This window comes from Lelliottia sp. JS-SCA-14 (assembly GCF_035593345.1).
Lineage (GTDB): Bacteria > Pseudomonadota > Gammaproteobacteria > Enterobacterales > Enterobacteriaceae > Enterobacter > Enterobacter wanjuensis.
The window spans coordinates 3,893,310-3,907,991 of the sequence record NZ_CP141606.1; the positions used below are offsets into that span (position 1 = coordinate 3,893,310).

A 14,682-nucleotide genomic window follows, 5' to 3' on the forward strand; every position below is an offset into this window, starting at 1 on the left:
TCACTTTATTTACCCTTATGCTATAGCGATGTCAACTCGCTTTATGTCTTTTATCGGGCCATTCATGTTCCTCCAGTACCTTATGCGACCCAATTTATTTCTTGATCTTTTGAAGCCACTACTATAATTGTAGCCTTTAAAAGTTTTCGCCAAAAAGTAAATAGTATTTACCCCGTTCCATCACGATATTTACGAAATAAGAGGATAAGATTCACCCTGTAAATTTCACTGTTATGCACTCTGTCTCGAATATATAGTACCCAGCGTCAAAAAGGCGTAACTGGATAATTTCTGGCAAAAGACTCTTACTTCAAAGTAACTCGACAGAAACATAGCAATGGATGGAATGAAAAATGACGTTTAAACTTTTGATGCAGCAAACCGGACAACATGCGCATGAAATAGCCCTGTCGCAAAATAACAACACCACGTTCGTATCCGCCATGCCGGGGTCACGTTTTTCAATTGAAAAACAGGCAGGCGATATTCAGAACATGACGCGAAACGGGGAGCAGTTAGTGATCAACAGTGCCGATGGAAAATCCGTTGTGATTGACCATTTCTTTGGCCCTGCAAATAAAGATATGAAATCCCTGACCATGAATGACGTTGGCACCGGACATAAAGAATATGTTCTGGGTGATGAACATATTTATGCCAACGGTCAGCCCGTGGTTTCTTATCCTCCGGAACAATTACGGCAAATGGTGTCCGGCCAGGAATATTATTCGCACCAGGCAGGTGAAGCCGCCGCGGCGGGGACGGGTGAACAAGAGGGTAAATCGGAAGTCGACCCGCTGTGGGTGGCGCTGGGTCTGGGTGGCATCGCTCTGATTGCCGGGACCATCGCCCTGCTGGCGAATAACGATGACGACGATGATGACCACCACAGCGACAGCAATGGTGGCGGCGGTGACGACGACAACGGCGGCGACACGCCGGTTCCGCCCGATCCTGATGCCAACAAAGGCTACGCCCATGCGGTAACGATGGATGTCTCCAATGGCTCTTCGCTGCATGGCACCACGGACACCCCCAACGCCAAAATCATGATCGACACCAACGGTGACGGGAAACCCGATTATACCGCCACCAGCGATGCGAAAGGCAGCTGGAGCGTGCCGTCGTGCGAGCCGCATCTGGCGGATAATCAGAGCGTCACCGCCTGGGTCGTCGACGAAAACGGTGCTAAAAACCAAACCTCCATTACCGTCGATTTCCACGCGCCGGACGTGGTGTCGCTGGATGTCACCACCGACCTGACGGCGTTGTCTGGCGTCACGGAAGCGAATGCGGTGGTTAGTCTTGATGTGGATGGCGACGGCAAAGCCGACTACTCCATCAAAGCCGACGCCCAGGGGAAATACAGCTTTGCTCTGGTCGATCAGGTCCTGATTCCGGGCACCTCGGTGCTGACCATCACCGACACCGCCGGGAACAGCACCACGGTACACCTGCCGCTGAACGCCGCGCCAACCATTCTCGGCATCAGCGATACGCCTGACGGCACCATCGAGATGACCAACAGCACGCTCAGCACCTCCCCGACGGTGCACGGGATGGGCGAGCCTGGCAGCGAAATTGACGTCGTGGACAGCAACGGCAACGTCGTCGCCACCACCCAGGTCGGCGCCGACGGCCAGTGGCAGATCACCCTCGATAATTTAGCGCAGGGCAGCAACACCTTCTCCGCCGTAACCCACGCGAGCGCCGAAGCGACCTCGTCATGCGATAACCAGACCTCTGCGATCACCGTTAACTACATCAGCGGTCAGGGCAATCTGAACGTGATCACCCCGAATGACGTGATCCACACGGTGGAAACCGATAACGGAATCAACACCACGCAGAGCATTACGCGCGCCATGCCTGGCGGCGGATATTTGATTGCCTGGGCCCAGCCGGAAAGCGCGGGCTCCGAATATTACGATATCAAAATCAATATCTACGATGATAAAGGCCAGGTGGTGAACACCCTGACAGTCGGTCAGGAAAACACCATGGACGGCTACACGACGACAGACGGCCTGCAGGGGCTGAACAACTTTGACGTGTCCGTCTCCCCTGTCGACGGCTCCATCACCGTGTTCTACGCCGAAGGCACCCCGGGCGATCTGGGCTACACCGGCACCACAGCCGTTTACGAGCGTTTCACCGCCGACGGCACGCCGATCACCGATGGTCCGCAGACCGTCGTGGCCACGGAAGATCAAGGCGGCCTGAACGGTCTGCTGGATTCGATTCTCGGCCAGCACATTGCCGATGCGATCAACGGCGCCGTGGATGTCGTCTGGAACGCCATCGATAAAGTGATTCAGCCGATCGGCGAGATTTTTGGCGTCGATATTGATGGGCTGGAAAAAACCCTGGTCGATGGCCTGAGCGATCGTCTCGCCAGCCTGCTCTACGGTTCGGGTACTTTTGGCGCGAACATTATCCAGATGGATGATGGCAGCGTGGTCTTTGTCGGCTCGCGTTATTCCGAAGGGCTGGATAGCGGCACCCTGATCGATCGTCTTGATATCAGCGGCTTTATCCACGATTTCTGCGATGACCTCGGGATGAGCAGCATCGGTGACTTCCTGTGCAAAGTGCTGGTTGAACCGATCGAGAACGTGGTCGACAGCATTCTTGAATGGGTGGATATCAGCACCGGCAGCGCCGGTAGCCTGGTCTGGGGCGTGGAATTTGCGCCGGACGAAAATGGCAACCTGGTGCAAACCACGGACTTCCAGTACGACCAGGTACGCAATATTGTCTCTGGCCTGGATGAAAACGGCTTTATCTCCGGGAGCGATCATAACGGCACGATCAACCAGATTGCCCAGTGGATCTTTGGCACCAATGGGGACTCCGTCGGCGCAAGCATCGGTCTGGACGGCACCCAGTGCGGGGAGAATACCTACGCGGTGATCTGGCAGTCGATGGGCAAAAACGCCGAGATGTCAGACACCACCACGCCGGAAATCAAAATCACGCTGGTGGACGCGACGACAGGCAAGCACATCACCAGTGACGTGGTGCTCTCGCATTCCGGTCTCGATCCCAAAATCGTGACGCTCGACGACGGCTCGCTGGTGGCGACTTACGTCAGCCTTAACCCGCAGGATCACGGCGATATTTACGCCCAGCATCTTAGCGTCTCTAACGGGCAGTTTATCGCGCTCGGCAACCCGCAGTGCGTGAACACCGTCACCGAGGGGACCCAGGGTCTGATCGACGGCACCTTTAAAGAGGCCTACGACGTCAGTGCGCTTGATAACGGCGGCTTTATCGTCACCTGGACCTCAACCGCCGCCGACGGCAAAGAGCATCTGGAAGCGCAGCTGTTCGATATGGACTGCGTGAAAGTGGGCTCGGAAATGCAGATTGATTCCGGCCACGGAAACGCCATCAACGACTCCAGCGTCACGGCTCTCGATGACGGCGGCTACGTGGTGAACTGGAGCGAAAGCAACCTGACCGACAACACCAGCACGGTGATGTACGCGATCTATAACGACGATGGCTCTTTACGCACCTCCGGGGCAGAGAGCGCCACGCCGGACAACGGGTCGGAATACCATCTGGCACCAGAGACCACGACCTTCACCGGCAGCGATGGCTCAGACGTTATTGACGCCCATCTGGCCTCCGCGACCGTCAACGGCGGCAACGGTGACGACCGTATTATGGTCGACAGCAACACCATTGCTCACGTGGACGGCGGCGCAGGCAACGATACGGTCGTTATCGCCAACGACGGCAACGTGAACAGCGACGCGCTGGCGAAATTCAGCCATATCGAAACCATCGATTTGAATGCCAGCAACGGGGCAAACACCTTAACGCTCTCCATCGACGACGTGCTTAAAACCACCTCGGGCGGCGATAAATTGTTTATTACCGGCGGGGCAAACGACACGGTGGATCTTGACCAGGAGAAATGGACGATGACCGCCACCGGGTGCAAAGACGGGCAATCTTACAATCTTTACACCTACGACGATGACCACCACACCCAGGTCTGGGTGCAGAACAACATGCAAATTGCGTAATCACGTTATCTGAAGCCTGAGCGTAGAGAAGCGATTTTCTCTACGCTCTCAATCACAGGTCAAAATGGATGTTATTGTCTCGATGGAGTGCCGGGCTGGCGATTGCAGCGCGGGAACTGAGCCTAAACGTTAGCGAAGATAATCTGGTCCACCTGGTTAAGCAGGGCCACGATGACGTTTCGCTTTTTAAAGCGATGGCAGAATATCTGGGGCTACAGTATCAGGAATGTCATCTTAAACTCACGGCCCTACCGGGAGCGTTATTTCCGCTCTGCATGCCGTTGCAGAATAATAAAATGGTGGTCGTCCACAGCGTTGAGCAGGATAAAGCGCTGGTCACTTTTGTGGAAACGCCAAAAATAAAAGTCGAGATCGCCCTCGATACCCTCGAATCCCAGCGGGAAGGCAGCGTCTGGATTGTTAAACGCACGCCCTTGTCGCAGGGATATAAATTACGCACTGCGGCCTATTCTGATAACACGCACTGGCTGTGGAAATTAATTCAAAAAGATCTTCGCTTTTATGTGCTGATTACCGTCAGCGCCCTGTTTGGCAATATCTTAACGCTCGGCAGTTCCCTGTTTTCCATGCAGGTTTATGACCGCGTCATTCCTGCGCAATCGTTCTCTACCCTGTGGGTGCTGTTTGGTGGTGTGATCATCGCCCTGCTCTGCGACATGCTGCTGCGGCTGGCGCGCAGCAAACTGGCGGATGCCATCGGCAAACGGGCGGATATCTCCATGTCCTCGCTCTTCTACGCCCGCGCCATGAGCATTAAGAACAGCGCCACGCCGGAATCCACCGGCGGGTTTATTGCCCAGATCCGTGAAATCGAACACGTGCGGGAACTGCTCACCTCGACCACGGTGCTGGCGATTGTCGATATGCCGTTTATCACCCTGTTCCTCGGTCTGATCTGGATGATCGGCGGCTGGCTGGTACTGCCGACACTGCTGGCGATCCCGCTGATTGTGGTGCCAGGCATTATCATTCAGTGGCCGCTGGCACGCCTGTCCGGGAAAGGCCACGAAGAGAGCGCCCAGCGTAACGCCATGCTGGTGGAGACCATTCAGGGTCTGGAAGATATCAAACTGACTCAGTCCGAAGACCGCTTTATCGGCCTCTGGGAGCACTGCGTCAGCACCGCCTCGCAAATCTCCCTCGAGCAGCGCCGCTGGGGACACCGGCTCAGCAACTGGTGTCAGTTCGTGCAGCAAAGCGTCTACTCCTGCGTGATTGCCCTCGGGGTGTATCTGGTGATCGACAATACCATCACCACCGGTACGCTCATCGCCTGCTCGATCCTCTCTTCGCGCACCGTGGGGCCGCTGGGACAAATTGCCGGGGTGCTGACCCGCTGGCAGCAGGCGCGTATCTCCCTGCGCGGGCTGAATGATTTTCTCGAGCGCCCTCTCGAACAGCGCGCCTTCACGGAATCCACCCACCTGCCGACCATCCACGGCAATTATGAACTCGCGAACACGCGTTTTCGCTTCCAGCCCGACACCCAATGGTCGGTGGATATCGAAAAACTCTCCATCAAAGCCGGGGAGAAGATTGCCATTATCGGCAGCATCGGCGCGGGAAAATCGACGCTGCTGCGCGTGTTGTCAGGCATGGCGGATAACGCCGAAGGAGAAATCGCCCTCGACGGCGTGTCGATGAGCAACCTCTCCGTCAACGATCTGCGCAACGGCATGAGCTACCTGCAGCAGGATGCCCAGCTGTTTCGCGGAACGGTGCGGGATAACGTGCTGCTGGGAAATCCGCATGCCAGCGCGGAGGAGATCGTCAAGAGCCTGACGCTCTCAGGCGCGGCCGGGGTGTTACGCAACAATCGCGGGCTGGACCTGCCTATCTCCGAAGGGGGAAAAGGGTTGTCCGGCGGTCAGCGTCAGGCGCTGCTGCTGGCCAGAACACTCATTCAGAACGGCAATGTATTACTGCTGGACGAACCCACGGCGTCGATGGACGAAGTCACCGAAATGCACGTGGTGAATGCCCTGCAAAAACATTGTCAGGCCAAAACTCTGGTGGTGGTGACCCATCGCCACGCGCCGTTAAAACTGGTGGATCGGATTATCGTCATGGACCGCGGAAAAATCGTTGCGGATGGCCCCAAAGAACGGGTGCTCCAGCAGCTGAATTCGAACAAAAGGATTGCCTGATGAGCTTCTCTTCTCAGACCCCGATCAGGGACAGCTATTACGCCCAGATTAAGGGCAGCATCATGGTGATTGCCATTATCGTGCTGACCATCACCGCGCTGCTCATCTGGAGCAAATTCGCGCTGCTCGATGAGGTGACCACCGGACAAGGTAAAGTCATAACCTGGAGCCGCTCGCAGGTGATCCAGTCCCGCGACGGGGGCGTGATCCGCGCCCTGCTGGTGCGTGAAGGCGACCACGTCAACGCCGGGCAGCGCATCGCGGTTCTCGATTCCACCCGTTTTCAGGCCGGTTTTAATGAAATTGGCTCGCGGGTCAAAGCCCTCGCCGTGGCGGTCGCCCGATTACAGGCCGAAATATCCGGCATTGACGGTCAGGCGGTCACGCCCGACTATGTGGATATCCTCAGAAAATATAACGTCGCCGAAAAAGACGCTCATCAATTATCTGATGAGGATATTCTGGCGGCCAACAAAGATATTATTACCCACGAGTCGTCTCTGTATACAATGCGCCACAAAGCGCTGCTCGAATCCATTACGGGCATGGAAAGAAGCCGCCAGCTGGCGCAAAACGAGTTGAATATGACATTACCTCTGGTGGCAAAAGGCGCCGTTTCAGAGGTGGAAGAATTACGCCTGCGTCGTGAAGTTTCCGATCTGGTAAATAAAATTAACGAGACGCGCAACAGCTGGTATGAACAAAGCAAAGCCGAGCTGGTAAAACAAAAAACCGAGCTCGACTCGCTTTATTATCAGCTATTACAGCGCGGCGATCAGCTATCGGGAACGACTATTTATTCGCCGGTGAAAGGCGTGGTGAAAGATGTGCAAATCACCACCGTGGGCGGCGTGCTGGAGCCGGGCGGGAAATTACTTGAGGTGGTGCCGTCCGAAGATCAGTTACTGATTGAGGTGAAAATAAACCCTCGCGATATCGCGTTTATCCATCCGGGTCAGAAAGCGGTGGTGAAAATCAGCGCCTATGAGTCCTCAATTTACGGGACCATGAAAGCCGTCGTGGACCGTATTTCCCCGGACACGCTGGCCGACGAAACCCATCGGGACCAGTTTTATTATCAGATTGACGTCCGCACTGCGCAGTCATCCCTGTTTAGCAAAGACGGAAAGGCCCATGAAATATCGCCCGGCATGATCGCCACGGCCGATATTTCGACGGGACAAAAAACAGTCTTCGATTATCTGGTAAAACCATTAAACAAAGCTAAAGAAGCTTTAAGAGAACGCTAATGAAAAAATGGATTGTATCATTATGTGGTCTGTTCTCTGGCATTGCCTCGCAACCGGCTACTGCCGAATCGCTGGTGCAGGCATTGCAGCAAGGGATTTCCCGTTCGCCTTCTTTGCAATATTCCTTAAGCCAAATCTCCGCCAGCGAAAGTTCTGTTAATCAGGCCCGCAGCGGGTGGCTGCCAAATATCAGCGTCTCCGCGGGGCAACAGGCGACGGGAGAAACATCTGATACCGGGGATAATCAGTATGCGCTGACGGTCCAGCAAAATTTATTCGATTTTGGCCGCACCGGCGACCGGGTGGATAACGCGAAATACAACAAAGGCTCGCAGATCTGGAAAGCGATTGACGATGCTGAAACCGTCTCCTCAAAGGTGGCGGAGAGTTATTTCAATATCCTGAAGGGCCAGCACCTGCTGCAAAACAATATCGCCGAAATGGTCGAGCATAAAAGGATCCTTGAGCTTGCCGTGGCGCGCGCCGAAGGCGGCGTAGATAACCAGGGCGACGTGCGTCAGGTCGAGGTGAGGATCCGCGGCCTGGAGGCGAGCGCCGAGAGCATTCAGGCCCAGCTGCAGGCAGCGGAAAACGAGTACCAGATTCTGGTCGGCGCGCCGTCCGGCGTGCTGGAAGACACGGACCTGACCTTTCTCGATCGGGAAATCAGCAAAGACCTGCGGGAGCTGATCAGGGTTTCGCCGCAGATCCGGGCGCTGCAGATGGAGCAGGCGGCTGTCAGCTCGCAGTATCAGTACGTGCGCAAAAGCTGGCTGCCTCAGCTCTCGGTCTCCCTGTCGCAGGGCAAAACATCCATTTATGGCGCGAATGATACTCAGGTGATGATCAACGTCACCAGCAATGTGTTCGACGGCGGGAATACCTTCTTCCAGGCGGAGAACGCGGCAAAACAGGTGGAATCTGCGCGCTGGAACGTGCAGAAATCGATGGAAGATAACGCCACCAACGTGTCCGAAAGTTTTCAGCAGGCGTTGGGCTATAAACAAGAAGCGGCTATCTACAAGGTGCGTGAAACCCAGTCGAAACAGGTGATGTCTCTGTATAACGTTCAATATCGCGTTAACCGCCGCTCGGTTCTGGATCTGTTAAATGCCGCTCAGGAGTATTACCAGACCATCGACAGCCAGATAAACAGCATGGCGAGTTACCAGATCACGATGCTCAGGGCGGTCGCAAAGCTTGGGAAAATAAACCAGGCCTTTGGCATTCATGTGGCAATAGATAAAGATCAGGATATTGAGTCTGCGCTGAACGATCAGCCTGATATCGTTGACAATCAAGAGACAGAATCGACGATTCCGCAAAACATCGTGGATAGCGCCCCGCCTTCTTTACCTGCGGTAACAGATCAGGTTGATACCTCCGCTGCAATGGAAAGCAGCGGACTTTCTGTTCCCACGACTCCGCCCGTTAGTGCGGTAAAAAATCAATCCGCCGCCTCCGGCGCGATAAAAGATATAGAAGATCCTTTAGCTATGTTGTCCCCCTAATGTAATTCACCATATTTTTATAGCGAGAATGGATAATGGAACTGTCTAAAAAGAAGATCTTTGTGTACTCGTCGAATAATTTTATAACCTTCACTATTAAGGAGATTTTGTCGAAAAATTTTGACTACGAAGCCATTTGTATGCCGTTGCCAAAAGAGAACGTCGCCGACATTCTTCATGACAACGCATGCGAGACGATTATATTTGATTCGTCGTTGCTGTTTGATACGACCTTCAGGAAAGATTTACATTCTCGTACCCATCTGAAAGCGATTATTTTAGTGAATGGCGAAGTGGATTATAGCCTGCGACAAATCATCAGCAGCCACGCGGACGGCATGATTGATTGCACCTTCGATATGGATATTATCGTGCTGATCATTACGGCGGTGATGAAAGGATTCCAGTGTCTGCCAAAATCTCCGCTTAAAGACGTCAATCTGAATTCACAGCTTTCACTTCTGACCCAGCGGGAAAGAGAAGTTCTGCATTTTGTTTCGCAGGGCGTTTCCAATAAGTCTATCGCTGACTTTCTGGGTGTGAGTTACAAAACCGTGTGCGTTCATCGCTATAACATTATGTACAAACTCAAAGTGGATAAACTCTCCGCCGTCTCCAGTACGGACAAATTAAGCAAACCTGCCGCTTAATTGCAGCGGGTTGAGAATCAACCTACGGATTCACTGTTTTATAAAGAAGGAACTATGGGATTATTTCGTCAGGAAGTGACTGAATCCAGAAGACGTCACTGGCTGGGAGAGGTGATTATTGCCTCTCCGCCATCGTTACGCCTGAGCGCGTATATTGCGCTGGGCATTGTCTTTGTGCTGATTTTATTTATCTACTTTTTTTCCTATACCCGAAAGCAGCAGGTTTCCGGGGTATTAATGCCGGATAAAGGGATTATCCGCATCTATAGCCCGCAGGCGGGATCCGTCAAAAACGTCTTCGTTAGAGAAGGGGACAAAGTCACGCTGGGGGAGCCTCTTTTCGTCCTTTCAAGCGACCGCTCCCTTGAGGGAAAAGATGCCACCCAGGAGACCATCAGCGAGCAAATCCGCACCCGGCTGAAACTGTTCAATAACACCCTGCGTGAAGTGGAGGGCAGCTGGATCACCGATAAAACGGCCTCCGAGCGCCAGATCCAGCAGTTGACCGAGCAGGTCAAACTCCAGGAGCAAGAGAGCAATAATCAGCTGATGCTTTCGCAGCTCCTCAATAAACGGGTCGCGCAATATCAGGAGCTGTGGGGGAAAGAGTATGTCTCGCTGGAGCAATTTCAGCGCGTCAAAGAGGAGAGCCTGCGCCAGAACGGCGCGCTTGAGACCAGCCGCAGCGCGCTGATTAATAGCCGCCGTGAATTAATTCAGCGCACCAACGAGCAGCTCCAGCTGGAGAGCAACTATCAGAAACAGCGCAATGACATCGCCAGCAAGATCGCCTCCACCGATCAAGAGCTGACGGAGAGCGAGTCCAAAAGGGAGATTATTATTCGCGCCACCAAGCCAGGCACAGTCACCGCACTGACCGCGACCGCAGGGCAATATTTTGATGGCCACGCCCCGCTATTAAGCATCATCCCGCAGGACTCCCAGCTGCTGGCGTATCTCTACGCGCCGAGCTACGCCGTCGGGTTTATTCGCCCCCACAGCGACGTCTGGCTGCGCTACCCCGCCTGGCCGTGGCAAAAATTCGGTCAATATCATGGCGTGGTGGTGAGCGTCTCAAAAGTCGCGCTGACGCAAAACGAAATGGATCTCTTTGAAAACAAAGAGGCGGGCGCCCCGCTCTATCGCATCGTGGTCCAGCCGGACGCGCATTACGTCAATGTCTACGGTCAGAAAATGGAGCTGCAGGCCGGCATGCAGCTCGAAGCCGACGTGGTGCGCGAAAACCGACGCTTATATGAATGGATATTTGAACCGTTGCTCAAAATGGCACCGTCAGAGTTAGTGAGTCAGGGGAAAGGGAATGCTCAGTAAATTACAGGCCATCAACTTTGGCTTTCGCAGCAAAGCACTGCCCATGGTGCTGCAAACCGAGGCCGCAGAATGTGGCCTCGCGTGCCTGTGCATGGTGTCGGCGTGGCATAACAACGTGCTGGATCTGCGTCAGATGCGCCGCGAGCATGGCGTCTCGCAAAAAGGGTTAACGCTCAATCAGCTGGTGAATGTGGCGCGCGACCATCAGCTTGCCAGCCGCTCGCTGCGCCTGGATATGGCCGAGCTGAGCCAGCTCCGGCTGCCCTGCGTATTGCACTGGGACATGGTGCATTTTGTCGTCCTGAAAGAGGTGGGAAGCAAACACTGCGTGATCCACGATCCGGCTATCGGCCCGCGCGTGGTCTCCCTGGCGGACGTGTCGGCCTCTTTTACCGGCGTGGCGCTGGAGCTGTGGCCGGACAAAGATTTCACCCATACCGCGCCGCCGCTGAAAGTGAAGTTTGGTCAGCTGATTGGCCGCATCGTCGGGCTGAAATCCAGCGCGGCTTACGTCATCGCGCTGGGGCTTGCCATTGAGTTTATTACCCTGCTGCTGCCGCTCTTTTCCCAGTGGACGATTGATGATGCGATCGTCTCGAGCGATCGCCATCTGCTGCTGGTTCTGATGCTGGGATACGCCCTGACGCTGCTGATCAAACAGGTGATGTCGATGATCCGCGCGTGGGTGATGATCTACATCACCACCTCAATCCGCGTGCAGTGGCAGGGCAGCGTGTTTCACCATCTGCTGAGACTCCCGGTCGCCTTTTTCGAGCGCCGACATCTGGGGGATCTGGTCTCGCGTTTTGGCGCGGTGGAAGCCATCCAGGGAACCCTCTCCTCCTCGTTCCTGGTCGCTGTGCTCGACGGCCTGCTCAGTATTATCACGCTGGTGATGATGCTGCTTTACAGCCCCATGCTGACACTAATCCCTTTGCTGGTGATCGGTGCCTATCTGTTGGGTCGTCTGATCTGGTATCGGCCGCTGCGCAATGCGTCTCAGGAGCAGATTATCCACGCCGCAAAGCAGAACTCGCACTTTCTGGAAACCCTGCGCGGCGTCAAAACGCTCAAGCTGTATCAGAAAACGACCCTGCGTTCCGACGAATGGTTAACCCTGCTGGTCAATCAGCTCAACGCGGGCGTGAGAACCCAGAAGCTGCAGATTTACTATCAGCAGCTGAACAGCATTCTTTTCTCACTCGATAATCTTCTGGTGCTGGGAATTGGCGCGTCGATGGTGATCGACCAGGTCTTCACCGTCGGTTTGCTGATGGCGTTTATCTCCTACAAGGGCCAGTTTCTCGAGCGCGTGCGCAATCTGATCGACAACGCCTTTGCCCTGCGCATGCTCTCGATTCAGACAGAGCGGCTGGCGGATATCGTGCTCAGTGACCCGGAAGAGAGCGAAATCAGCCACGTCGGGCTGCCAGTGGATCGCAGCGCCCCGGCGCTGACCTTTAGCGCCCTCTCCTTCCAGTACGCCCCGCAGGAGCCGCTGGTACTGGATGAGGTCTCATTCACGGTGGCAGCCGGAGAGTGTGTGGCGATCATGGGGACATCGGGCTGCGGGAAAACCACGCTCGGACAGCTTGCCCTCGGCTGCCTTCAGCCTACGCAGGGCGAGATCCTGATCGACGGCGTGCCGCTGCCCAAGTTTGGCGTGGAATCCCTGCGCAGTATCAGCGCCGCGGTGCTGCAGGACGACGTTCTGTTTGCGGGCACCATCATCGACAATATCACCTTTGGCGATGCCAGTGACGACATGGCCTTTGCCGTCCAGTGCGCGGAAATGGCGGCCATTCATCACGACATCATGGCGATGCCGATGAAGTACAACACCCTGGTCGGCGACATGGGGGCCGCGCTTTCCGGCGGGCAAAAACAGCGCCTGTTTTTAGCCCGCGCCTTATACCGCAGGCCCGCGTTTTTACTGCTCGACGAAGCGACCAGCCATCTCGACCTGTTCCTGGAGAAAAAGGTCAACGACGCCCTGCGCGAGCTGCGCATCACCCGGCTGATGATTGCGCACCGACCGCAGACGCTGATGATGGCCGACCGGGTCATCGTTATGGAGGCAGGCCGCGTGACCGGCGACAAAACCCCGGCAGACATTTTCAACCTGACGCAGGGAGAACGCCCATGATGCGCCTGTTTTCATTCGTGGCGCTGATGCTGGCTGGCGTCATCAGCGCGTTCGCCATCGCAGAGGATAACCTGCAGCAGCTTCTGGACAGCGGCGAGCAAAGACCCACCGCGACGAATGCCCAGACCACCTCGCCGGAAACCCTGGCGCTGCTGGATAAGCTCCAGCTGGAAAGTACCGATCGCGCGGCGCCGGTCGCCAAAGAGATCGCCATGCCCTCTCCGGTCAAAGCCCCGGAGTGGCTGCTGAACGAGGAGAATGATATCGAAGAGGCCTGCAACATCACCTCGACAACCAGCGTGAAGCATTTTGCCCAGGCCCTGACCCTGGCCCTGTGTCAGGACCCCGGCATGCGCAGCCTGGCGCTGAACATGCGCCACTATCTGTATGACTACAAAATGAGTCAGGCGAGCTGGATGCCGGATATCAACGCCATTTTCAGCTCCGCCAGCGAAAGCGACAGCTACGCTTTCCAGCATTCGGGCAGCCAAAAGCAGACCGACCGGACGATGAACTCCGGGGTGGAGCTCAACTGGCTGCTGTTTGATTTCGGCAAACGCGAAGCGCTGATCAGCCAAAAGCAGGATCTGTGGCTGAGCAATCGCTATCAGGCGCTGTCGGGCCTGCAGGATTTTGTCATCTCTTTTGCGCAGACTTATTACCAGGTACTGGCGAAGCGCACCATCCTCTCTGCCGCGAAGCAGAACGAGATGATTGCGCGCAAAACCTGGGACACCACGCAAAACAAATACCGCTCCGGCGTGGGCGTGCTGGCGGATGCATTGCAGGCGGAAAACGTGTTGCTCTCTGCCACCCAGGACCGGGTGCAAAGTGAGGGGGATTACCAGCAGTCCATTGGTCAGCTCGCCAGCGCGTTAAACTTCCCCGTCGACAGCCAGATCCATCCGGAAGATAACCTCGAGGTGCCGTCGGACACGCAGATGATGGCCCTGAAGCCGCTGCTGGACGAAGCGGTAAAACAGCACCCGATGATCCTCGCCGCCAGGAAAAACATCGAAGCCGCGGACGAACAGCTGAATCAGGCGCAGCGGGATTTTCTGCCGTCCATTTCGCTTCAGGCCGGGGTTAACCGGGAAGTGTCGTCGCTGGACCAGAACCGATACGAGCCGCTCAACCGAACCGACTCGATGTTTGTCGGCCTGAACGTCTCGGTTCCGCTGTTCTCGGGTTTTCGCCGCTATAACCAGCTGCAGGACGCCCACGTTCAGCAGGCGTTATCCCAAGAGGATTATCAGCGTGTAGTGAATGATGTCGGGTTGAAAACCTGGAACGCCTGGCAAAAACTGAATACCACTAACCACAACCTGCGGTTGATTTCCCAGCGCCTGAAAACGGCGCGCAGGGCCTACGATATTGCCAACGGGCGTTATTTAACCGGCGTGGGATCGATTATTGAACTTCTGAATACCCAGCAGCAATTATCGACAACCGAAATCGACGAAGCGAATATTCGTATCGCCTGGTATCTCCAGCGACTTTCGCTTTTATCGGCTGTGGGTAAATTAACTTTATATTGATAACTTACGCGCTAAATTAAAGGCAATGAAATATTCAGCCATGCGCCCCG

Annotated in this window: 8 protein-coding genes; all 8 read left to right on the forward strand. The window is 55.1% G+C overall.

Annotated features, from left to right (window positions below; all coding sequences use genetic code 11):
- Positions 1-353 precede the first annotated feature (353 nt).
- The 8 genes from U9O48_RS18105 to U9O48_RS18140 all read left to right on the forward strand — a co-directional run bounded on the left by U9O48_RS18105 (position 354) and on the right by U9O48_RS18140 (position 14,632).
- Positions 354-4,037 (forward strand): Ig-like domain-containing protein, encoded by a 3,684-nt coding sequence (locus tag U9O48_RS18105; RefSeq protein ID WP_324722930.1) that lies wholly within the window; start codon positions 354-356, stop codon positions 4,035-4,037.
- A gap of 68 nt (positions 4,038-4,105) precedes the next feature.
- The gene (locus tag U9O48_RS18110) at positions 4,106-6,205 is read left to right on the forward strand and encodes a type I secretion system permease/ATPase (protein ID WP_324722931.1); all 2,100 of its coding nucleotides are present in this window, start codon (positions 4,106-4,108) and stop codon (positions 6,203-6,205) included.
- Positions 6,205-7,455 (forward strand): HlyD family efflux transporter periplasmic adaptor subunit, encoded by a 1,251-nt coding sequence (locus tag U9O48_RS18115; RefSeq protein ID WP_282494450.1) that lies wholly within the window; start codon positions 6,205-6,207, stop codon positions 7,453-7,455. The genes U9O48_RS18110 and U9O48_RS18115 overlap by 1 nt, the downstream gene beginning before the upstream one ends.
- Positions 7,455-8,966 (forward strand): TolC family protein, encoded by a 1,512-nt coding sequence (locus U9O48_RS18120; protein ID WP_324722933.1) that lies wholly within the window; start codon positions 7,455-7,457, stop codon positions 8,964-8,966. The genes U9O48_RS18115 and U9O48_RS18120 overlap by 1 nt, the downstream gene beginning before the upstream one ends.
- 107 nt (positions 8,967-9,073) lie before the next feature.
- A complete protein-coding gene (locus U9O48_RS18125; protein ID WP_282494448.1) occupies positions 9,074-9,616 on the forward strand; it encodes a response regulator transcription factor in 543 nt (180 codons plus the stop codon).
- Positions 9,617-9,670: 54 nt separating this feature from the next.
- Positions 9,671-10,948 (forward strand): HlyD family efflux transporter periplasmic adaptor subunit, encoded by a 1,278-nt coding sequence (locus U9O48_RS18130; RefSeq protein WP_324722934.1) that lies wholly within the window; start codon positions 9,671-9,673, stop codon positions 10,946-10,948.
- Positions 10,938-13,094, forward strand: a complete 2,157-nt coding sequence (locus U9O48_RS18135; RefSeq protein WP_324722935.1) for a peptidase domain-containing ABC transporter — start codon at positions 10,938-10,940, stop codon at positions 13,092-13,094. Before U9O48_RS18130 ends, U9O48_RS18135 begins: the two co-directional genes overlap by 11 nt.
- On the forward strand, positions 13,091-14,632 hold the full coding sequence (locus U9O48_RS18140) for a TolC family protein (RefSeq protein WP_324722937.1): 1,542 nt from the start codon (positions 13,091-13,093) through the stop codon (positions 14,630-14,632). The genes U9O48_RS18135 and U9O48_RS18140 overlap by 4 nt, the downstream gene beginning before the upstream one ends.
- Positions 14,633-14,682: the final 50 nt, after the last annotated feature.